Origin of the sequence: Bradyrhizobium prioriisuperbiae, assembly GCF_032397745.1 — a bacterium.
Classification (GTDB): domain Bacteria; phylum Pseudomonadota; class Alphaproteobacteria; order Rhizobiales; family Xanthobacteraceae; genus Bradyrhizobium_A; species Bradyrhizobium_A prioriisuperbiae.
On sequence record NZ_CP135921.1, the window covers coordinates 7410803 to 7431876 of the forward strand.

Annotated in this window: 19 protein-coding genes; 3 read left to right on the top strand and 16 right to left on the bottom strand. The window is 63.3% G+C overall.

What is annotated here, in order from left to right; all coding sequences use genetic code 11:
• Nucleotide 1 precedes the first annotated feature (1 nt).
• The 6 genes from RS897_RS34685 to RS897_RS34710 all read right to left on the bottom strand — a co-directional run bounded on the left by RS897_RS34685 (nt 2) and on the right by RS897_RS34710 (nt 7619).
• Nucleotides 2–2038, bottom strand: coding sequence for a DUF2341 domain-containing protein (locus RS897_RS34685; protein ID WP_407654362.1), 2037 nt, complete (start codon nt 2036–2038; stop codon nt 2–4).
• Entirely contained in the window at nt 2038–3729 is a 1692-nt protein-coding gene (locus tag RS897_RS34690) for a ShlB/FhaC/HecB family hemolysin secretion/activation protein (protein ID WP_407654587.1), read from the bottom strand. The genes RS897_RS34685 and RS897_RS34690 overlap by 1 nt, the downstream gene beginning before the upstream one ends.
• A 236-nt stretch (nt 3730–3965) precedes the next feature.
• Nucleotides 3966–4943 carry a FecR family protein gene (locus tag RS897_RS34695; protein WP_315833175.1) on the bottom strand — a complete coding sequence of 326 codons (978 nt, stop codon included), beginning with the start codon at nt 4941–4943 and terminating at the stop codon, nt 3966–3968.
• Nucleotides 4944–5414: 471 nt separating this feature from the next.
• Nucleotides 5415–5957: an RNA polymerase sigma factor gene (locus RS897_RS34700; protein WP_315833176.1), complete on the bottom strand. Its 543-nt coding sequence runs from the start codon at nt 5955–5957 to the stop codon at nt 5415–5417.
• Between the two features lie 163 nt (nt 5958–6120).
• Entirely contained in the window at nt 6121–6762 is a 642-nt protein-coding gene (locus RS897_RS34705; RefSeq protein ID WP_315833177.1) for an energy transducer TonB family protein, read from the bottom strand.
• A gap of 83 nt (nt 6763–6845) precedes the next feature.
• Complete coding sequence (locus tag RS897_RS34710) at nt 6846–7619, bottom strand: secretin and TonB N-terminal domain-containing protein (protein WP_315833178.1); 774 nt, start codon at nt 7617–7619, stop codon at nt 6846–6848.
• Nucleotides 7620–8036: 417 nt separating this feature from the next.
• On the opposite strand from RS897_RS34710, the gene RS897_RS34715 reads away from it, so the two are divergent.
• Nucleotides 8037–8432 (top strand): hypothetical protein, encoded by a 396-nt coding sequence (locus RS897_RS34715; protein ID WP_315833179.1) that lies wholly within the window; start codon nt 8037–8039, stop codon nt 8430–8432.
• Nucleotides 8433–8466: 34 nt separating this feature from the next.
• Complete coding sequence (locus tag RS897_RS34720; protein WP_315833180.1) at nt 8467–9414, top strand: UDP-glucuronic acid decarboxylase family protein; 948 nt, start codon at nt 8467–8469, stop codon at nt 9412–9414.
• A gap of 14 nt (nt 9415–9428) precedes the next feature.
• Here RS897_RS34720 and gspM read toward each other — a convergent pair whose 3' ends face one another.
• From gspM to RS897_RS34760, 8 genes are read right to left on the bottom strand one after another with little or no spacing between them, the layout of a single operon-like run.
• Nucleotides 9429–9980: a type II secretion system protein GspM gene (gene gspM, locus RS897_RS34725; RefSeq protein ID WP_315833181.1), complete on the bottom strand. Its 552-nt coding sequence runs from the start codon at nt 9978–9980 to the stop codon at nt 9429–9431.
• A gap of 3 nt (nt 9981–9983) precedes the next feature.
• On the bottom strand, nt 9984–10991 hold the full coding sequence (locus RS897_RS34730; protein WP_315833182.1) for a PilN domain-containing protein: 1008 nt from the start codon (nt 10989–10991) through the stop codon (nt 9984–9986).
• 47 nt (nt 10992–11038) lie between these two features.
• Entirely contained in the window at nt 11039–11989 is a 951-nt protein-coding gene (locus RS897_RS34735; protein WP_315833183.1) for a type II secretion system minor pseudopilin, read from the bottom strand.
• Entirely contained in the window at nt 11986–12723 is a 738-nt protein-coding gene (locus tag RS897_RS34740; protein WP_315833184.1) for a PulJ/GspJ family protein, read from the bottom strand. Before RS897_RS34740 ends, RS897_RS34735 begins: the two co-directional genes overlap by 4 nt.
• The gene (locus RS897_RS34745; RefSeq protein WP_315833185.1) at nt 12720–13187 is read right to left on the bottom strand and encodes a prepilin-type N-terminal cleavage/methylation domain-containing protein; all 468 of its coding nucleotides are present in this window, start codon (nt 13185–13187) and stop codon (nt 12720–12722) included. Before RS897_RS34745 ends, RS897_RS34740 begins: the two co-directional genes overlap by 4 nt.
• The gene (locus RS897_RS34750; RefSeq protein WP_315833186.1) at nt 13144–13593 is read right to left on the bottom strand and encodes a prepilin-type N-terminal cleavage/methylation domain-containing protein; all 450 of its coding nucleotides are present in this window, start codon (nt 13591–13593) and stop codon (nt 13144–13146) included. Before RS897_RS34750 ends, RS897_RS34745 begins: the two co-directional genes overlap by 44 nt.
• A 7-nt stretch (nt 13594–13600) precedes the next feature.
• Entirely contained in the window at nt 13601–14806 is a 1206-nt protein-coding gene (locus tag RS897_RS34755) for a type II secretion system F family protein (RefSeq protein WP_315833187.1), read from the bottom strand.
• Between the two features lie 7 nt (nt 14807–14813).
• Entirely contained in the window at nt 14814–16523 is a 1710-nt protein-coding gene (locus RS897_RS34760; RefSeq protein ID WP_315833188.1) for a GspE/PulE family protein, read from the bottom strand.
• A 227-nt stretch (nt 16524–16750) separates the two neighbouring features.
• Here RS897_RS34760 and RS897_RS34765 point away from each other — a divergent pair, with 227 nt between their 5' ends.
• On the top strand, nt 16751–17362 hold the full coding sequence (locus tag RS897_RS34765) for a prepilin peptidase (protein WP_315833189.1): 612 nt from the start codon (nt 16751–16753) through the stop codon (nt 17360–17362).
• A gap of 240 nt (nt 17363–17602) precedes the next feature.
• On the opposite strand, the gene RS897_RS34770 is transcribed toward RS897_RS34765, so the two are convergent.
• A complete protein-coding gene (locus RS897_RS34770) occupies nt 17603–18232 on the bottom strand; it encodes an RNA polymerase sigma factor (protein WP_315833190.1) in 630 nt (209 codons plus the stop codon).
• Nucleotides 18233–18510: 278 nt separating this feature from the next.
• Nucleotides 18511–20970: a tetratricopeptide repeat protein gene (locus RS897_RS34775; RefSeq protein ID WP_315833191.1), complete on the bottom strand. Its 2460-nt coding sequence runs from the start codon at nt 20968–20970 to the stop codon at nt 18511–18513.
• Nucleotides 20971–21074: the final 104 nt, after the last annotated feature.

The window sequence follows — 21074 nt, forward strand, 5'->3', positions numbered from 1 at the left end:
GTTACTCCGCGGCGATGCGATGTTCGGCCGGACCGGGCCGATCGGCAGAGTAAAACTCCGCCATCTTGGTCACGAACTCGTCGACGAACACCTGGATGTCGCTGGTCAGGTCCTTGATCCGGGAGATCAGGTAGTTGTAGCCGAAAAGTGCCGGGATCGCGACGCCGAGGCCGGCGACGGTGGCGACTAGCGCCGCGGCGATGCCCGGTGCGATGGCATTGACGTTGACGTCGCCGCTCGCGGCAATCGCCGCGAAGGTGATCATGACGCCGACCACGGTGCCGAGCAGGCCAAGAAACGGTCCGCCGGAGATCGCAATGGTCAATACCACCATCAGCCGGTTAAGGCGCTGCATCTCCTTGACCACGCCGCTGTCAAGCGCGGCACGAATGGCGGCGATCGACACCGCGGACAGCACCGGTGCGCGGGTGCCGTTTCCGACAAAACGGTGACGGATTTCCGCGGCGCCGATGTGATAGATGCGGTAGAGCGACGAGGACCTCATCATCTTGGCATCGGCCTCGGTCAGGCGCCCGCCCAGCGTCGAGACCTCGTCGGCATCGCCGCGATCCAGCATCGTCAAATCCGAAGCGATCTCGCGAAATCCCTTCATGAACTGCGCGTTGGCCCTGGCCTGCTTGTTCAGATACGAGGCCCGGTCGTACATCACGACCCAGCTGACCGCCGCCATGATCATCAGGATTCCGATGACAACCCAGCCGTCGAGGGTGACTGATTTCAGGATCACCGCGAAATAACCCGACAGCCAGCTCGCGGTTTCCTCGTCGACGCTGAATGACATCAGCTTGGCCTGATCGGGGCCCTGCCCGATCGCGGCGGCCTTGATGAACCCGCTGGGACGCACGATCTTTGCGATCTGCAATTCATCGATGTCACCAACAAAGCCGGCCATCGCAGCGGCAGACGCCGGAGCTGTGGCGACAGCATCGGGTGCCGCAGCAGGTGTTGAGCCACCGTCCGCAGCCGGCACAGCAGGGGTCTCAGACTGTGGGGCTGCGGACGGCGCCGTCGCGGGCGTAGCCGGGGAAACACTGGGGGCCGAGGTGTCTCCCCCAACCAAGGCGACGGTATTGAGTGCGGGCAAAGCCGCGGCGAGCGACGCATAGGAAGCGCCGTCGAGATAAAGCGTGATCTGGCCATTACCGGCAACGACGGCCAGGTGATGCCAGCCGTTCGGTGCAAGCGGCGCGCCGGGGCCACTGCGCTGCGCGGCCCCGGCGTTGGTGACTTCGACGAACGGCACGCCGCTGTCGAGACCAATCACCAGTGCGCTGGCACCATCGCGGCGGCTGTAGAGAGCAGCATTTGGCTGCAGTGCCGCCGGCTTGATCCAGGCGGACCACGTCAACGACGCGTTGTCCGCGAGCGCAAGCGATGATGACGCCGGCAAGCTCAAGGCGGTGCGGCCGTCAAGCCGAAGGCCGGTGCCGATCAGCGAGCCATCCGCCGGCTGGCCGACGCTTTGGGCATTGTTGGCCCACACCGAGGAGTCGAGCGCCGGCGTGCCGCGTTCGCTGAAATGATAGACCAGCTGCGTATCGGGATCATAGGTCCCCTTCGCATCGTTGGTCGCCAGCGCTTTCTTGTTGCCGTAATAAAGCCAGATATCGGTCTTAGCGCCCGACGGCAAGCCGGGCACCGCAACCCACACCAAGGCCTCGCCGAGCAGCGAGTCGAATTTTTCAAGATGATGCTTCAGTGGCGTCTTGTCGTCGCCGGCGACGAAACGCAGATCGCTGCCGTCTTCCTTCGCCGAGGCGAACCGGAAATTCCCGACATGCAACCGCACCAGCACCGGCGAGGCGCCGATCGGATCGGTGATATTGGCGCCGGAAGCGCTGGTATCGACCGTGATCTTCTTGCGCAACTGCCATTCGTCGTTCCACCAGGCCTTCGCCGGCGACGGAAGCAGCATCGTCACAGCCGCAAACCCGAGCAGCACGGCTGTCAGAGCCTTTGCGGTCGCCCGCTGAAATGCCGATCGGCGCGTGCGCCACATATCCCACCCCATTGTCATCAGAATTCACCCCAGATCCGGAAATTCACGCGCGGATCCCGCGCTTGTGTGTAAGTTTGACTGACCATCGGCACCGAGTATGCGACCATGCCGCTGACGTAATCGAACACCTTGAAGCGAGTGCCGACGCCGTAACTCCAGACGTCGAATTGCGACACCTGCTCAACGAGCGGCCTCAACACCGTTGCGTGCCCGCCATCCGCGAACACGAAGAACCGCCAGTCATTGAACGTGGTGAAACGCGGCGCGCCCTTGCCGGACTCGTTCTTGAGCTGTGCCTGCAATAAACTGCCGATGTTGGGGCTGCGTAGCTCGAGATTGCCGGCCACGCCGCTGTCACCAAGCACTTCGGATTCAAGGTAACCGCGCACGGTATCCAGCCCGCCGAGGCTGAACTGCTCGCTCGACACCAGCGGCCCATCGGCCAATTGACCCTGGACTTTGGCATAAACCTGGAAGCCCTCGGTCAGTTCATGGGTGTGGGAGACATCGAGGTTGAGATGGGTGAAGCTCGCCGACGCATAGGTGCGCTTATTGTCGAACTCGTCCCACGGACTGCTCGGCGTCCGCAAATTGTAGGTGATGCCGGCATTGAACTGGGTGGTGAACGTTTCATTCTGGAATGTCGCACCGTAACTTGCGACCACCGGGTAATACGTGACTGGCGACGAGAAGCCATCAAGGCCGATACGCACGGTCTGGTCGAAGTGTTTGTAGTCGAGCCCCACCGACAGCGTATGGAACAGGCCATCGCGGGTCGGCAGTGTCATCACCGCGCGGCCGCCGACGATCTCGCCCGGGCCGACAATGTTGGTGCCACCCACGGAGGCGACATTGCTGCTCGACTTGACGCCGTAGAACAACAGGTTGAGCCAGTCGACGTCCGGAACCCGTGCTAGGTACGATCCGGAAAATACCTCCGCATCATGCGGACGCTCCGGGGCCACCTGATAGGTGAAGCTCAGCGAATGGCCGAGCTGCCACAGATTGTCGTAATGTACGGTAGAGCTCAGGCGCGTCGCCGTCGTGCTGGGCGACTGCCGATTGTTGACTTCGATGCTGGCATGGAACGGGGACTTGTCTTCGACATTGAGGTCGACATCGACTGTGCCCGGCGTCACGCCCGCACGCAGCGCCGGCGTAATCCGCCGATCGGGCCACTGATTCAGCGAGACGATGTCCTTGGTGACCTCGCCGAAGTTCGGCACCGTCCCCTCTTTCAGGGACGGCGCACCACCCTTGATCCGGCCGAGATCGAAATAACGCGAATTCTTCACCCGCAACCGGCCGACCTTCAGCTCAGTCACCTTGAGTGTAACGACGCCCCCTTGCACGTTCTGCTGCGGAACCGCGACACTGACGGTTTGGAAGCCCTTGTCGTGATATGCCTTTTCCAGTGCCGCCCGCGCCTTCTCGACATCATCGGCGCTCTTGTTCGGGCCGAGGAACTGATAGATGGCTTCCTCGATCTCGATCTGCGGCAAGGTATCGGCCCCCTGCACGGCGAAGTCATCGATATCAAAACGCTGCGTCGCCGCGGGCTTTTGCCCCGGAGCAGCAGCCGGCGGTGCCGTGTTGGCGGAACCCGAGGCAGGCGCCGTAGCCGTGGCCGCCTGCTTCGCTGCGTGAGCCGGAAAAGCTCCGGCAGCAAAAATCCCAATGCACGTTACCGCCGCGACACCCAGCCGCAGCTCCTTCCGGCATCGCACCCGATGCCGGCGATCCTTGTTACCACTTCGACTTCGCACAGACGTCCGCTCACTTCTTGCAGGCGCACGCGACCGTGGCAGGAACACCGCGACGACGAGGCCTCATTCAAGAGACGATTGGGCGAGCGCAAACCCGCAAAACTTTTTTCGAAAAAAGAGAAGAAATTTGGCGTTTCTTCAGGAATCGCCTTAGGCCGACACGAACTCGGCCTTCGTGCTTAACTCAGGAGCACGACACCGCCCGGAAGCGATGTGATGCGCGCACCGAAGAGTTGCTCAACTTGAGCAACGAAATTCTCGAGCTTGTCGAGCTGGAACGTGCCGTTGACAAGCCGGCGCTTGAGTTCTGCATTGGTAATGATGATTTTCCCCGAGCGATAGCGATTGACCTCGTCCACGACGCTGGTCAGGGGCCGGTCACGGAAAATCAACAGCCCCGCCTGCCAGGCCGAAACCTGGGTCGCATCGACCGGCACGGACGCTTCCAAGCCAGTGCGCGAGTACGTAACTTGCTCCGCCTTGCCAAGCCGCGCCGTGCGGCCTCCTAACTCAACCGTCACAATCCCGCTTAGGCACGTCACCGAGACGAGCCCATCGAGGCAACGGGCATTGAAATTGGCCTGCAACGCGGAAATGCGACCTTCTCCCGCGAGCATCACCAACGGCTTCGCCGCCGACAGCTTCGTGGTAACCGCAGCTTCGCCGGAGATCAGTTCGATCCTGGTTTCGCTTGGCGCGGATCGCAGCGCTATGCTTGTTTGGGTGTTCAATTCCACGGAAACCTCAGGCGCCACCACAACCTTGCGCTGCTCGCCCTTCCCGGTCCGGTAGTCCGCCGACAATTCTTCGATCGAGGGCCACAGACCGAGCGGCGGACGAACCATCACATAACCCGCCGCCGCGGCGACTGCCCCACCCAGCACCAACCGACGGGAAAGCAGGCGCGGCGGCCGTTGCGGGGCTGATACGATCTCATCAGCCTGCTCGCCGGCAAGTTCACGAACTGCGATTCCTGCATGGCGATAAAGCCGCGCAGCCTGCCTGAAAGCCGCCTCGTGTGCCGGGCTCCGCTGTCGCCAGCGTTGCAGTGCGTCAACATCGGCCTGCGTGGGCGCACCGGTTTTCAACCGAACGACCCAGTCAAGGGCCTCGTCCAACAATGGAGATGGTTCGGATGTGTGGGTCGGCACGGTCACGATTGATCGCTCATTGCCATCCTCGCCAAACCAAAACCTCCTGGTAGGCCGAAGGCATTGCGTTGATTATATAGATGATTCCATGCGAGGCAGGTGTTTCAACGTGTTGCCGCAGCCGCCGGAGGTACGAACGACCGGTGCACGTCAACGCGCGAGCGTAGGAATCCCTCATTGGAGACCTGGTCGATCCCGCCGATGGACGCTCGCCGATTGATATTGCTTTAACGTGCTTCGTCATCTCCCCCCGAAACCTCGTCCGGATCGCGCCCATCCATGATTTGCACATGGGTCCCTATTGCATAGACGATTGAAAGCCGCCTATCCCGCAGAATAATCCCGCAAAAAGTTGAGAAGCTCAGGTTTTCCGTGCTGCGATCGGGCTGAAAACGCACGAACAAAACCGCGTGCGACGGTTACATTATTGTTCTGGCAATGAATTGTTCTTGCGAATGATATTGAAGCCGATTGAACTTATGAGCGCGGGCGCGGTCCGCCGAGGCGACGGATCAGCGTGTGATCCAGACTATCCGCACAATGGTTCAGCGCCCGCTTCAAATCACTCTCGACCGTTCGAACACTGACGCCCAGCCGTACCGCGACTTCATGCGGCGAGCGTCCGTCGATTGAAATACTCTGAAGGACGTCGCGAGGCCGGGATGGCAATTCGGACAATGCTCGCTTGAAAGCTTCGATTTCGGAACGCGCCTCCGCGACCCTTGCCGGATCCGGCCCATCATCGCTTACATCAAGAAGCGTATCGATTTCGGATGCGCTGACTCTGCGATTTTGAGCTTTCTGGCGGTCCTTTGCGATGTTGATGGCGGTACGGAAAATATAGTCGGCAGGGCTACGAACCGGCACCGCATCCGTCACCCGGTCCAGGCGCAAAAACGTTTCATGCAAGGCTTCATAAGCGAAGTCCGACGACCCCAAGCGGCGCGTCAGCTTCCTGACAAGACCGTCGTAATTGTCGACGAGCTGGCCACGTAACCGCACTCGGTTGATATCAGCCACGTTTCACGGGCCCCCAGCCCTAACGCCCAGCCTCGAGCCTGCATTTTCGAGACTGCCGTTTTGGTAACGGCGGCAGACTACATATTTATGACGGCAACAGGACACCAACCAAAGTGAGAGTGAAGCGCGGATTTTTGAACACACCTACGGCCACTGGGTGGCGTCACGACGGTTCGAAAACAAGCGTCACCCGTATGTTCAGCCGGTCCGGCAGCCCGGACGGGATCGATGGCAGCGGCTGGGCTCGCCGGATCGCATCGACAGCCTCGCTGTCGAGCACTGCCTGGCCCGAACTGGTCTTGACCCAGACCCCGAGCAACGTGCCGTCACGTCTCATGGAAAACAATGTCTCCACCGAGCCCTGCAAGCGCCCTAGCCTGGCCGCATTCGGATAACGCTGATAACGCGCCACGTGGCGCAGCAATGCCTGCTGAAACCTGATGGCAGCACTGCTCGGAGGCGCATCCGCTGGCGACGGTGTTGGACGAACGCTTGGCGCAGCGATTTCTGCCGGCGTCGAATCCCGCGCTGGCTGCGTTACCGTCAAGTCGCTAATAGCAGTAGAATCAGACGGATCGATCGGCACATCGGTGCGGTTGGCCACACTCGCGGCTATCGGCGGCGATTCCAGCCCCACCGGAATCGGAGCAGGATCTGATCTTGGCAACAGACGAACCTGTACGACCGACGCTCTATCCTGCCCCGTCGGACCAGCCGGAAGCTGCTGGCGAACCCAGTAAATTCCGCCGACGAAAAGAACCGCGGCGATGGTCGGGACCAGAAACAAGCGCAGCACCTCACCCATCGACCAAGCACTTGGATCGTCACGATAAAATGCGGGCGAAGCCCGAACGACCCCGGAAGTCCGTTCGCTGGGCGTACCAAGATTCATTGCAGCGACTTTACAACGATAACGACGCGGACTGGTTGCGGCGTATTCGTTGGGGCTGGCCGGCTGATTGTGAGGCCACGAAGCGCCGACGCCACAGCTGTATCGCGCTCTTGATCGCCCGTGGAGCGAAGCAGTTCGGTTCGCTGAACCGTACGGGACGGATCAATCCATAGATCAAGGACGGCTCGATAGTTGCCGCCGCGGGTCCTGTTGTTCTTCTGCAACGCCTTCTGGATGTCGATCTGAACGCTCTCGCTGTAATCGTGGAGCCGACCGATGTCCTCGCCGTCGCTTGTTGCACGCACCCGCAACGTCCCCAACGACAGGTCCGCGCTAGCGAGCGGACTAACAGGAGGCTTGTCATCCTCCGCAGACGGGAGAGAAAGCGTAATGGCATCCGGCCGAATGTACTGGACCCTCAGTTCGGTTCCCGCCAGCAGCCGGTTGAGCGCGTCCTCCGGCGCGAAATCTCCCTCGACAGCTGCCGATTTCCGGCCGATCGCGGAATTGCTTTCATAAAGAACCTGAACCCCGGTTTGTTCTCCATAGAGCTGCAACGCGTTTGCCAGAGGTTGGGCAGCGATATGAAAGGTGATGGGTTTGGGCGTATCAACTGCCCGACGCTCTTCCGCGACAGCGACACACAACCCGGCAATCGCCAAGGCCGCCGAGACGACGGCAAAGCGCCCCGGGCCAGAGAAACCCTGCGCCGGACCACGCTGGCCAGCCGTCACGCCCCAACCTGCGACATAGGATCTGATCGCCGTCATCCCCCTGCTTCCGCCAACGATGTCCGTGACCCAATCTGCATTCCTAGCCTTCCGCCCGCCCATGTCCAGAACAACCACAGGTCAGCGAAAGACAGCAATGTTCTATATATAAAATATGTGACAGATATCTAACCTGCGCCTGCGACGTTGGACAGACGATGGTTGCCTCGGCTGCCGCAACAGCCGCCTGTTCAATTTGGTGCCTTCAATCACAACGACATACGCTTGCAACGATTTGCAGTGTCCGAGTTCTCTTCTTGATCGTGGTCTTGCCGACTTTGCCAAACACGCTTCACACGCTGGCGCATGCACGTCGCACGAGCGCGCCACAAATCTGCAATGGTAAGAATGCTATCCTTCGCCATCAAACCCACGCGGGCAAAATTGCGATGACATGTCGGCGGTACGGGAATTCTCATGTACAGCATATTGTATCAAAAGCTCGTCCTGGCGGCGATCGTTGCGACGGTGTCATTCACCGCAAATGCCGCTGATTTCACTATCGTCAACGCCTCCCAGGTTTCACTCCAGCGCCTCCATATTTCGCCCTGCGGAGCGAGACAGTGGGGTCCCGACCAGCTCATCGAACCGCTTCCGCCTTCTCGGCATTTCACGATCTCCGACATCACACCCGGTTGTTACGACGTCGAGTTCGTGGTCGCTCCCTGGAACGTTTGCGTTCTCGCCGGCGCGGATCTGCGTCGACACAAGGTCTGGAAAGTCACTCAGTGGACCGTATTCGGCTCGCAGAGCGGCGACTGCTCCCATGTCGCCGACTACGCTTCCGTAGGACGACGACCCTGGACCTGGTGACCAGCATTGGCCCTTCAAACAAAAAGAGAGTAACGTGACAAAGGTGCTGGTAACCGGCGGTGCCGGATTTCTTGGCTCGCATCTGTGCGAGCGGCTGATCGAGCAAGGCGACGACGTTCTGTGCGTCGATAATTACTTCACCGGCAGCAGAGCCAACATCGCACACCTGATCGGCAATGCACGTTTCGAGGTGATGCGCCACGACGTCACGTTTCCTCTCTATGTCGAAGTCGACAAGATTTACAATCTGGCCTGCCCTGCCTCGCCGATCCACTATCAGTTCGACCCGGTCCAGACGACCAAGACGAGTGTGCACGGCGCGATCAACATGCTGGGCCTCGCCAAGCGCGTGAAGGCAACGATCCTCCAGGCTTCAACTTCCGAGGTCTACGGCGATCCGGAAGTTCATCCACAAACCGAAGCATACTGGGGACGCGTCAACCCTATCGGCCTGCGCTCCTGTTATGACGAAGGCAAGCGCTGCGCCGAGACCCTGTTCTTCGATTACTGGCGTCAGCATGAGCTTCGGATCAAGGTGGTACGGATCTTCAACACCTATGGGCCCCGCATGCATCCCAACGACGGCCGCGTGGTGTCGAACTTCATTGTCCAGGCGCTTAAAGGCGATGACATCACAATCTATGGGGACGGACGCCAGACCCGCAGCTTCTGCTATGTGGACGACCTCATCGAAGGCATGATCCGGGCCATGAACACACCGGATGACTTCACCGGCCCGGTCAACATCGGCAATCCACGCGAATTCACGATCCGTGAGCTTGCCGAAGAAGTCATCGCAATGACCCGGTCAAGAAGCAAACTGGTGTTCATGCCGTTGCCTTCCGATGATCCTCGTCAACGCCAGCCCGATATTTCACTGGCTCGCGCCGCGCTCGACTGGACACCAACCGTCGATCTCAAGAGCGGACTGGAGAAGACGATAGCGTATTTTCGCGGCCAGATGCGAGCTGCCGCCGAATAATTTTCACCTGCCCCTCATGAGGTCCTGCGGCGCCAGAAGGCATGCAGGGTCAGATTGACCTTCAAGATCGGATCCGCGACCGCCCGCTCGCCGGAGCCGCTCGGCTGCATTAGAAGTGCGTCGACGAAGACATAGGGAGCGCCGCTTTCAAGCCGGTAGAGCAGCACCTGCAAAGCGGGAAGCGTCGCGTTCAAAGCGATTTGAAGCCGGATTGCGTCGCTCTTGTCGTCGCGATCATTCGACGGAATTCCCGACGAGACCAGAACAGCCTGCTGATCCGTGACGATTTGCGACAGATAGGCCTGGAACTGGGCCGTGGCGAGTCCGCTGGTGGGCGCATCGAGAAATGCGAGCGCAGGAGCTGCCGAATTTCCTATCCGCCGGCGCCGATCGGCAACCGATCGTGTCCGCGCCTCGAGATTCTCGAGCCGATCACGCCCCTCGGCGAGCTTCCCCAAAGCCTCGGCCCTGGTCTGCAATGCTCCCGCGACCACCAACGCGCAGATAATCAGGAGCCCGCAGAAGCCGCCGACCGCGAATGCCTGTTCACGGCTAAGTTTGAGCATGGCCTAGCCTCCCTCAACCTTCATATGCGGCTCGACCCGGGCCTCGATGTGAAACACAAAGCGCCTGCCGTCGGCGCCACGCGTGGTCGGTGCGAAAAAACGCACGTCCTTGAGATGGCCCGATTGTTCAAGGAGAGCGATCAGCGAAGGCGCATCGTCGGCCAAGCCAACGAGGCGCAGTGTCGCGCCATCGAGGTTCAACTCGGTGAGGTAGGACGTGTCCGGCAGCGAGCGTGAAAGTGCTTCCACAACGACCACCGCTACGGGCGAGGTTTCCTTCAAGGCCCACGCACGCTCCGGAGGAGCCAGCGCAGCGATCGATTGCTGCGGGAGGGTGCCCCGAACCTGACGCTGCAGTGCCGCAACGCGCGCTGCAACATCGTCGCTCTCGCCATCCGCAGAGGCCGCGGTCATGAAAGCCCAGACACTCACGCTCATGGTCAAGCAGAGCGTGGCCGCGATGAGACCACCGATCATCCAGCGCGCTCGTGCGAGACTATTTCCGGATGCGTCCGCAAGACGAGACCACAGCGTGACAGGAGCTGCTGCATCCGCAAGACGCTTCCCCGCCACGACGCGATCAATCCGCAGCCCCAGCGCGCCGAGGCGGCTGCAGGCATCCTCGAGCTGGGCGCGTGAAGTGATGAGAACACGCACGTCGAGGCTGGTGGCGTCGGCGCCTGCCCGCACATCGAACCCATAGGCCGCCTGGCTGGCACGCCAGGGCGACAGACGCTCGATCTGATTGCGCACGATGCCTGGCAACAGGTCACGAGCCTGGGCGGGAACAGTCATGCGACGCGAGATGACCTCGTCGGCGTCGAGCTCCAGGACAACAAAACTCTTTTCCGCCGCGCGCGCAATCTCGACAGGAAACGGAGTGCCGGCAGGAACGGTACCGAGCGCGACTTCCTCTTGCCCTTTCATCTGTTGAATGGTCAGCCGATCATGCTCCTCTGCGACCTTCAGCGAGTGCCGCGCGCGTTGCCCCTCCTGCCAGCCGAGCAGCAAGCCGGCCAAACTATCGATCCAGCGCATGACGATCGCATCAATACGCATCAGCGAGCTCCTAACTGCGCGGTAAACTCATCCCGGACGAACCGCAACACCGGATTCCAGGCAAGGACCCGATAGGGTTGCTTGTCGTCGGAGAGCAACACGATGAAGGCCTTGGCTGCGGCTGTATAGCCATCAGTCGTGCTGGCGACCAGATCCACCGCGATGACCTGCGTGGGTTGGGCCTTCAGATATTTTTGTGCCGGACCGAGCAGAAAAGCGAGGCGCTCGGGATCCACTAAAGGCTGACGCCGCATGCTGAGGAAGGCCTCCAGCCGCGCCTCGTCGACAAACGGCAGCGCTCGAATGACGGCGACGGGCGCTGTGAGCGGGTTCACGCCATCGCTCCCGAACACCGTGATCAGCGGCGCTATTGCGGCCAGCCATTCCGCTTTCATTCCCGGAATGCCGGCAAGCTGCCGCACATCGGTGAACACCGCGGGAGAAGGAGCCGCCGCGGGCGTATCTGGCTTGCCGTCCGCCTGCCGTTGCGCCAAGCCGTTTTTCGCCAAGTCATTTTTCGGCCCATCACCTGTTTGGGCCTGTTGGGCCGTGCCACGCAGATCGAGAATTCTCCGTAAAACGATATCGGCGTCGTCATCGTCGGCACCGACATAACGCAGCAGTGATGCCAGCAGCGCGACCGGCGCCTTGCCGATGTCGATGCGGCCGCCCTCATCGCTCACATTGACGCGCACCGACCCCGTCGACAATGACAGCGTGGTACCCCGCTCGGTCAGCGGCGCATCCTGCACGGCTCCCGCGATGCCGGCCGCAGCCTCAAGCCCCGCGCTCAGCAGCGCGTCGGCCTGCACGCGGTCGCGATCGATCGTCACGATGCCGGTAAGGCCGCGGAACGTGGTCGACGTCGACATGGCGAGCGCCGAGCAGAAGGCGATCGCCCACAGCACCGTGAACAGTATCATGCCGCGCCGGGAGTCGTAGCTGCTCATCCCCGCCCCCTGTCCGGCGAGTCCTTGGCAGGTTCCTTGGCCGGCTCGTTCTGCGGCTTGTCGCCGGCCAGGCATGTGGCTTTGGCCCCCGACTGTGCGCAGCCGATTGGCGCGTCGGCGCGCAGCACGAACTGTGCGCCGGGAATGAGGTCCGCGCCGCTGGCGCGGTCGCGGACCGTCAGCCGCACCATACGCGGCAGCAAGGGCTGTCCGCTCCAGGCTTCGCTCCAGGTCGTCGTGCCGTCGGCCGCGATGCGCGCGAAAGCAAAGGCGATGTCGATCCGGCCGTCGATCAAATTGACGGGATCGCGTAACATCACGCTGTCGAGCAATGTCCGCGGACCTCGCCATGCCGCGCGGCGCCGGACCAGCCGGCTGGTGCCGTCACTCTCTTCGACAGTGAGGCTGATCACCTCTTCGCCTTGCGGCCCGGCCGCGACGCCGCCGGCGGCGACGAATTTGATTTGGGTGGGGCTGCCGGCAAAGGCGCCCGTCGCATGGCCTTGCCCGCCGGACGGCACCAGGCGGGCCGAACCGAAATCCGCCGCGAGACGCTGCACGGCGAGCAGCAGGCGATCCGCCCGGCCGACGGTGCCGGTGCCGCGGTCGAAATTCAGCGCGACGTTGTGGATCAACGCCGCGGTGGCGACGATCACGACTGATGCGATCGCAAGCGCGGCGAGCACTTCGATCAGGGTGAAGCCGGCGGTTCCCCACGGTTGCGATCGGGTCATTCGTCGAGCCCCAGCCGCATGGTTTCGGCGCTGACCATCTGGCCGGGGCCCCACGAGACCTTTGCGATCAGGCGGAAGGCGGTCCAGTTTGGACGCGGCTCCGTCGCCTTAGCCGCCGCAGTCTGCACCAGACCTCGCTCCATCGGGACCATGGCGTCGATAAACATTGGTTCCGCGGCGACCGACCAGCGCAGGCCGCCGGTCTCGCCGTCGCGCGGGCCCTTGGCCAAGGCCGTACGATCCACCGGCGCATCCAGGATGGCGCGCAGCAGCACTTGCGCGGCGACCCGGCCGTCGACATGGTCGGCGATACGGCGCGCGTGGAACAGATGCGGCCCCAGCACCGACAGAAATGCCAACAGCAGCGCCAGCGCCACCAGCGTCTCGATCAACGTGAAGCCTGCCCGGCCCTCGCCACTGTTACGGCAGGTCGGTCGCGACCCCACCGCTGTACCAGTCGACATTGACCTCATAACGCGCTCCTTCCCACGCATAGCTGAGTTTCGCGCCGGTCGAAGCGCCATCGGGCTCGAATCGAACCACCGCCTGGCGTCCCGACCATACTTCGTCCACGCCGACGACATCGACCACCACGTCGCGCGGAATCACGACAACCCCGCTTTCCCCAACCAGTTTTCGCGCCCGGCCGTCGAGCGAGATCCGCCGGCTCTGCCCGGTCAAAATCGCGCCCAGGCGCTCGCGCCGCAGCAGCGCCGCGGTATCCAGTGTCAGCACCTTCAATTGCGCCCGGCCGGTGCCGGGAACCATGGTCACCACCAGCGCAGCAATGATTGCAATGATGAGCATCACTGCCATCACTTCGATCAGAGTGAAGCCCGCGCGCGCATGGTCGGCCAGGGAATGCGACATCGGTCCCCTACATCGCCAGCTCGGTGATGCTCAGAAGCGCGCTCATGATCGACACCACCAGCCCTCCGATCCCGACACTGACCAGAACGATGGTCGCCGGCCCAATGGCGCCCATCAGGCGGTCGAGGCCGATGGCCAAGCGTTGTTCATAGAACTGCGCCGCATGCCGCGCGATCGCTGACAGATCGCCGGTCTCGTCGCCGACACGGAGCATGCGCACCGCCAGCGGCGGCACCAGGTCGCTGTCCGCCAACGCCTCGATAAAGCGGCGGCCGTTGCGCACCTGCTCATGCACCTGCTCGATCGCCGCCGCGTAGCGTGGTTCCGTGATGATATCGCGCAGGATTTTCAGCGCCGCCGGCAGCGCCACGCCGTTCTCGACCAGGAGGCCCAGCACGCCGATGAAACGCGCGGTGCGGCGGTCGTTCATCGGTCCGGAAATTCCGGGAACCCTCGCCAGCATCCCCACAAGCCGGGCACGCGCGGCCGGCTGCCGCAGGATCATCCAGCCACCCACAACAATGGTGGCGCAGCTCACCAGGAACACCGTGAGATTATCGCGCAGCCAGCTCGAGGCCACCAGCGCAAAGGCCGCTCCGGAATTGAGCCGCCCCTTCAGATCCGAGAACACGGACTCGAACTGCGGCACCACATAGAGCAGGAAAAAGAACAGGATAATGACCGCCGACCCGACCAGGAACATCGGATACTGGATCGACGAGCTGATCTTTTGCGAGAGGTCGTCGCGCTGGGTGCGGTCCTCGACAATCGCCTTCAGCACCACTTCCAGCTTTCCCGAGGCCTCGCCGGCCCGCACCATCGCGATATAGATCGGCTCCACGATCGAGGCATGGCGCTCCAGCGCCTCGGCAAAGCCGTCACCGCCGGAGACCGCCGAGCGCAGCTCGCCGGCAAACCGCGCCACCGCCTTGTTGCTGTCGTCCTCCAGGGTCTGCAGCCCGGCCTCGACCGTCAGCCCGGATCGCAGCAGCAACGCCAGCAGGCGCAGGAAGGTGGTGAGCTCCCGCGACTTCGGCAATCCGCGGCCCGACAGGCCGGCGCGCGCCGCCTTGCCGCCGGCGATATCAGCCTCGATCGGCAGGTGTCCCAGATACTCGATGCGCCGCAGCACCTCCTCGCGCGACGGCGCCTCGACGTCGCCGAGAATGATCTCGCCGGACTTGGTCAATGCGCGGTAGCGATAGTGCGGCATCGTGGCCCTACAGGCTCATGGTCAGGCGGAAGATCTCATCGATGGTGGTCTGGCCGGCGCGGATCTTGACCACGCCGTCCTGGGTCATGGTGGTCATGCCTTCACCCCGCGCGATTGTCTCGAGATCGGCGGCATCGGTCTTCGGGCCGATGCCACGGCGCACGGCCTGGCCGATTTCCATGATCTCGAACACGCCCTTGCGGCCGCGGAATCCGGTGAAGTTGCACCACTCGCAGCCCTTGGGCCGGCAGACCACCTCGCCCGCCTCGAAACCGAGCGCCGCATACCGCTCGTCGGCGGCGAGATCGGATGCGGTCAGGCGGTGGGTCTGCTTGCAGTGATCGCAGAGGATTCGCACCAGACGCTGCGCCACGATCACCCGCGCCGACGAGGCCAGCAGGAAACTTTCGATTCCCATGTCGATCAGGCGCGTGATGGCGCCGGCCGCGGTGTTGGTATGCAGTGTGGTAAGCACCAAATGTCCGGTCAGCGCCGCCTGGACACCGATGCGCGACGTCTCGGAATCGCGCATCTCGCCGACCATGATGACGTCGGGGTCAAGCCGCAGGAACGAACGCAAAGCGGACGCGAAGGTCAGCCCGATGCCCGCATGGACCTGGGTCTGGTTGATGCCGGGGATTTGATACTCGACCGGGTCCTCGATGGTCAGGATCTTGCGGGTCGGCTCGTTGATGGCGGCAAGCGACGCCGCCAGCGTCGTGGTCTTGCCCGATCCGGTGGGACCTGTGACGATGATCATCCCGAACGGCGCCTGCAGCGCCCGGCGCAAAATGGCTTCGTCGCGCGCGCCGAGGCCGATCTGATCCAGCGCGACCAGTCCCGCGCCCTTGCGCAACAGACGGATGACGGCGCATTCGCCATGCATGGTCGGCATGGTGGCGACACGCAGGTCGATCTCGGCGCCGGAAACCACGATGCGCGCGCGTCCGTCCTGGGCCAGCCGCCGCTCGGTGATGTTCAGGCTGGCCATGATCTTGAGGCGCGACAGGATGCCCTTGGCCATGCTCATCGGCGGCGCCGGCACGTTTTTCAGCATGCCGTCGATCCGCAGCCGCACCTGAAGGGCGCCGCCATAAGGCTCGATATGCAGGTCCGTCGCCCGTTGTTCCACCGCCAGCCGCAGCAGGTCGTCGAGCGCGCGCACCACCGGCGCGCCGCGTGCGAGGTCGCGCAGATTGTCGAGATCGTCCTCGCCGGCGCCCGTCGCCGCCTGCGGCGCATCCTTCGGCTGGTCGGCCTCGAGTTTCAGCGACAGCGCGGCTTCGAGATCTTCCACCGTCGCCACCGCCAACGTAACGGTCTGGCGCAGCGCAAGCTCGATCGCCCGCAGCGTCTCCTCCTCGATCGGGGCCGCGACCGCGAGCCTCAGGCTGCCGGGCGGATTCTCATAAGGAAACAGCCGTCCCTCCCGGAGGAACCTGGTCGACATCTCGGCGCCGGCAAAACGGCCTTCGACGAGATCGTCACGCTTGACCCGGTCGCAGCGGTAGAACAGCGACAGTTCGTCGGCCAGCCCCGAAGGTGTCAGTTTGGTGACCGCGCTCCAGTCGAGATGACCAGCGCCGTCGCCATTTCGCGCCGCCTCCGCGCTCTGTCCCTCACGCAACGCCCCCTTGCCGGCGAGATACCCGATGAAATCCGCCGGCAGCGGGGCGCGTGTCTCACGCGCATCATTGACAGTGGCGATGATGTTCATGGGAGTTTGCCGGGGTGATGGGGTGGAGCGATCTGAAGTTGTCCATGCCGGGGCAATGTTGCGCGCGGCTCCCTCCCCCCTTGTGGGGGAGGGTTGGGGTGGGGGGTGCCCCAGCATTCTGATATGAGAGGTCGCGTGACGCAGCCGATCAATCGCGCGACGGATCTGCTGTTACCCCCCTCCCTAGCCCTCCCCCACAAGGGGGGAGGGAACGACGGAGCAAGATGATGGCGCTGATCGACGACGAAGCGATCGATAATAAAGCCGACACCACCACCCTGCGCGACGCCTTGCGGCCGAACGGCGCTGTGCTGCTGGTTGGCACCGTGGCAGTGGCTTTGTTGTCCGCAACGACCCTTCCGTGGCCGGATGCGATCGCGTCGACGGTGCTCGGAGCGCTCATGATTGCCGGCGCCGATGTCGATGCACGCAACTTTCTGCTTCCCAATACAGTCACCGGCGGCGCCGTGTTGTGCGGACTTGCCGCGGCCGCCGCGCTGGAACCGTTCGATCCCTGGCTCGGCTTCACGACCGCAGCCGGCGGCGCGCTGGTTGTCGGCGCGGCGCTCTGGCTGGTGCGCTGGATTCATGCGCGGATACGCGGACGCGAGGGTATCGGCCTCGGCGATGTCAAACTCGCCGCCGCGATCGGCGCCTGGCTGCCACTCGACGCCGTGCCGGTCTGTCTTACGCTGGCAACCGGCGCCGCGCTGATTGCCGTGCTTGCGGCACGCTGGCGCGGCGAAACCGTGGAGCGAACCGCGCGCGTGCCGTTCGGCGCATTTCTCTGCCCGGCGCTGTGGCTGGTTGACTATGCGACGCGACTGCAATCGGGATGATGCATTGTCAGCGTCGAAGCGCGTTGCAACATACTCCGTCGTGGCCGGACTTGTTCCGGCCACCCCGATCAGGGACGCAGTGCCTTGCGGCTCCAATATCAAACGCAGTGCCCTCCTACTCGGGGTCACCGGGACAAGCCCGGTGACGACGAAATGAGAGTCAGAGCGCTTCCCACACAGCCCGGTGACGACGAAATCAGAGTGGGAGGAGAATCTTTTCCCCGGCAACGTCATCACGCATCACCTGCCCCCGCCGAGCGGCCATCGGCGGACGAAAGCGCTGTTGTCCGGCGCCACAACGCGGCGTGCATGGGAGCGCAGATCGAACGGACCCTGGCGCCGATGTGCGGCGCCCGGCAAACGAACGCCCCGCTCGAGACGCACCGCGCAATGCGCCAGCGCCTGCTTGATCTCGACCTGGACGGTGCGCACACTGATGCCGAAACGTTCCGCGATCTTGCGCAGCGGAACTTCGTCCACGAAGGCGGCCATCAGGATGTCGCGGCGGCGATCCGGCAGTTCCTGGATCACCCGCTTGAGCGCATCGATCTCGGAGCGCGCCTCGGCTATCCTGTCCGGGCCCGGGCTCTCGTCGGGCAAGTCGAACAGTGCATCGGTTTCCGACACGGTGAGACGGCGGCGCTCCGCCACGCGCCGGTTGCTGGCCACACTCATCGCGACCCGAAACAGATAAGCGCGCACGTCGCGCACCGGTTCGGTGACGGTGGCGTTGCTCAGGCGCAGGAACGTATCCTGCAGCACTTCGTCCGCGAGATCCGCGGATCCCGCTCGTCGTGTCAAACGTTGCTTGAGATCGTCGTAACTTGCGACGAGCAGCGTGAGCAACGCCGTCCGATTGGTGTCGCTCATTGCAGGGGCCCCATCCCCGGCTGCGGCGCATAGCCAACTTGTTTTCGCCGTCGCAATTTCTAGCCACGGTTGATGACATCGCAATGAAATCGCCGCGTGTGTTCGCGCCCCACCACGCGCCGCTGTGCGCCAACTCACCTGCTTGATATTGCGCGCACAAATCGCTCCGGATGCGCGAGCAGCGCGGCTGATCGCAGATCGTCCCTGTGCATATCTCGTTGTCGGCACGGCATACCGCTCGCGCCCCATTTTGTCGCATCCGCAAAGCGCGGCGCGGCTCATGACATGGTGGCCGCGGGCGTGCGCGCGAGCTGCGCCTGCTCGTATCCGCGCAACGCCGCCGCATGGGTTGCATTGACTGCGAGTGCACTCCGGAAAGTCGTCTCGGCCTCGCCTGGGCGTTCCTGTGCGAGATAGAAGTCGCCAAGGGCGCAATGCGCCGTCACGCGCTGCGGATCGAGCATGAGCGCATGCTGCAGGCTGATTTCCGCACCCTGCGCGTTGCCGCGCGCGGCGCAGGCGCGCCCCAGTGCCTCATAGAACTCCGCCGACTGCTGCTGGTTGATTTTCGTCGCCGCCAGGAAATGCATCATGGCCTGGTCAATATCGCCGAGTTCGCACAGCGCCAGGGCATACTGGGCATGCACGCCGTCGTCATTGGGCACAAGCTCCAGCGCCTTGCGGTAATGCTGATGCATCGCGCGCCTGACCGCATCCGGTTCCATTCCGGTCGCAGCCTCGGTCCCGCTGAGCTTGCGCAACGCCGCCGCGTAGGCCATTTGCGCCGCCACGCTGGTCGGCGCGAGGTCGATCGCCTTCTGATACTGGGCAAGCGCCTGTTCGATCTTTTTCGCATCGAGCAGCACATCGGCCAGCACGATTTGCGCCGGTACAAGATCAGGGGCCTCCGCCACGGCGACCTGCAGCATCGCGAGCGCGCGCGCGCCACGACCCATGCTGAGTTCCAGCGCACCGAGATTGCACAGCGTATTGACATGCCCAGGGTCGAAGGCAAGAACCTGCTCGAACAGCGTCCTCGCGCGTTCGACGTGACCCGCACGATGCTGCCGGCAGGCTTCGACGAACAGCGCATCGCAAAGAACCGGGTCGCTTGCGCGCGGCGCCGCCGTCATCCGCAACGCCGAGGCCGTGACCGGGTCAACGATCCTGTTCATCGGCGACGAAGCACTGGCACCCGCGAAGAACCACAGCGCCTCGCGCACCCGCGCGACCACGCCGGCCCAGTCGCCAGCCTCCGTCTGCCGGAACAACCGCGCCTGCGGATACCAGGGCGTGTCCTCGCGATCCCTGAGCCAGCGCCAATCACTGAAGCCGGCGAGCAGGATCCAGACCGGCTTTCCCATCGCGCCGGCGAGATGGGCGATCGCGCTGTCGATCGTGATCACGAGATCGAGATTGGCGATGATTGCCGCCACATCGGCAAATGACGTCGTATCGATCCCCGCCGAAGGATCGACGACGAGGCCTGCGAAGGACTGCACCTGGTGCGCTCCCGGGCCCACCTGCAGGCTGACAAAGCGCGCCCCCGGACAATCCAGCAACGGCCGCAGGCGATCGAGCTGCAGCGAGCGGCGCCAGTCGTAGGGGTGCGCCGGATTGCCCTGCCAGACCAGGCCCACGGAAACACCGGAGTGCGCGCCAAGATCAACATTGAGCCGCGCGCGCCACTGCGCGACCCGATCCGGATCGGGCGTGATGTAGGGAACCGTTGCTGGAATCGTATCGCTTTGCGTGTCGAAGATCAGCGGCAGCGACACCAGCGGCACCTGCACGTCGAACGCCGGCACCTTCGCCTCGTTGTCGAAAACCTCATCGACACCGGCCACGGTTCGCATCAACGACATCAAGGGCTGTGGTGCACGCAGCACCACGCGGCCGCCCCGCGCCTTGACCATCGGCGCATAGCGCACGAACTGGAGGATGTCGCCGAATCCCTGCTCGTATTGCAGCAGGATCGTCTTGCCGGCGAGATCCTCGCCTTGCCAGCGCGGCCGGTCGGTCGGCAACAGGTGCTTGCTGACCTCCGGCTGCTTAAACCGCCACTCGTTATGCGGCCACGCAGCGCGCCAGTCGCCGCGGAGGAACAGGCAGACGAACAGCATGGTGTTCAGATTCGCATGCTCAGGGTGCCGCGCCAGCGCGTCCTGCACCAGCTCAACCGCCTCGTCCGTCCGGCCCATCTCGTTGAGCAGCGCGGCGAAGTCGACCACGGGCTCGGCATAATCGGGCGCGCGTGCCAGCACATCGCGGAACGCGTCATGGGCGAAGCTGATCAGATCCAGCTTCGTCAGCGTCTGGGCCAGGCCGAACAGCGCCGCCACGTTGTCCGGCTGCAGTGTCAAAGCCGCCGCATACGCGGCCAGCGCTTGCGGATGCTGGCAGGTCTTGAGCAGGAGCACGCCCATATTGGCGTGAGCCTCGCCGTGCGCGGGATCGAGCTGAATCGCCTCATCCAGCAGGTCCAGTGCCCGGTCGTCCTCACCGCGCTGCAGCGCGATCACGCCGCGGAGGTGCAACACCCGCTGCCGCGCCAGCGGCTCCTGTTCCATGCTCTCCAGCAACACGTCGGCGCTGTCGAACTGGCCGCTGTTGTAAAGCCCGACCGCGCGGCCCATCACGGACTGGATGAATTCCATGCGCCGCTCGGACGGCGCCTGTTTCAGCATGGCGAGGCCCGCACGCAACGCCTGCGCTTCGCTGATCGCTGCTTCCGACATGTGCGAAGTCCTTCAATGAGAATGTAGGGCGGATTAGCGCAGCGTAATCCGCCATTTCGTTCGCAACGCATGGCGGCGGATTACGCTGCGCTAATCCGCCCTAC

Bases quoted from the DNA above. Each gene is read 5' to 3' on its own strand.
- RS897_RS34685 (WP_407654362.1), bottom strand. From the start codon at position 2,038: ATGACAATGGGGTGGGATATGTGGCGCACGCGCCGATCGGCATTTCAG.
- RS897_RS34705 (WP_315833177.1), bottom strand. From the start codon at position 6,762: ATGGGTGAGGTGCTGCGCTTGTTTCTGGTCCCGACCATCGCCGCGGTT.
- RS897_RS34710 (WP_315833178.1), bottom strand. From the start codon at position 7,619: ATGACGGCGATCAGATCCTATGTCGCAGGTTGGGGCGTGACGGCTGGC.
- RS897_RS34715 (WP_315833179.1), top strand. From the start codon at position 8,037: ATGTACAGCATATTGTATCAAAAGCTCGTCCTGGCGGCGATCGTTGCG.
- gspM (WP_315833181.1), bottom strand. From the start codon at position 9,980: ATGCTCAAACTTAGCCGTGAACAGGCATTCGCGGTCGGCGGCTTCTGC.
- RS897_RS34735 (WP_315833183.1), bottom strand. From the start codon at position 11,989: ATGAGCAGCTACGACTCCCGGCGCGGCATGATACTGTTCACGGTGCTG.
- RS897_RS34740 (WP_315833184.1), bottom strand. From the start codon at position 12,723: ATGACCCGATCGCAACCGTGGGGAACCGCCGGCTTCACCCTGATCGAA.
- RS897_RS34745 (WP_315833185.1), bottom strand. From the start codon at position 13,187: ATGTCGACTGGTACAGCGGTGGGGTCGCGACCGACCTGCCGTAACAGT.
- RS897_RS34750 (WP_315833186.1), bottom strand. From the start codon at position 13,593: ATGTCGCATTCCCTGGCCGACCATGCGCGCGCGGGCTTCACTCTGATC.
- RS897_RS34755 (WP_315833187.1), bottom strand. From the start codon at position 14,806: ATGCCGCACTATCGCTACCGCGCATTGACCAAGTCCGGCGAGATCATT.
- RS897_RS34760 (WP_315833188.1), bottom strand. From the start codon at position 16,523: ATGAACATCATCGCCACTGTCAATGATGCGCGTGAGACACGCGCCCCG.
- RS897_RS34765 (WP_315833189.1), top strand. From the start codon at position 16,751: ATGGCGCTGATCGACGACGAAGCGATCGATAATAAAGCCGACACCACC.
- RS897_RS34770 (WP_315833190.1), bottom strand. From the start codon at position 18,232: ATGAGCGACACCAATCGGACGGCGTTGCTCACGCTGCTCGTCGCAAGT.
- RS897_RS34775 (WP_315833191.1), bottom strand. From the start codon at position 20,970: ATGTCGGAAGCAGCGATCAGCGAAGCGCAGGCGTTGCGTGCGGGCCTC.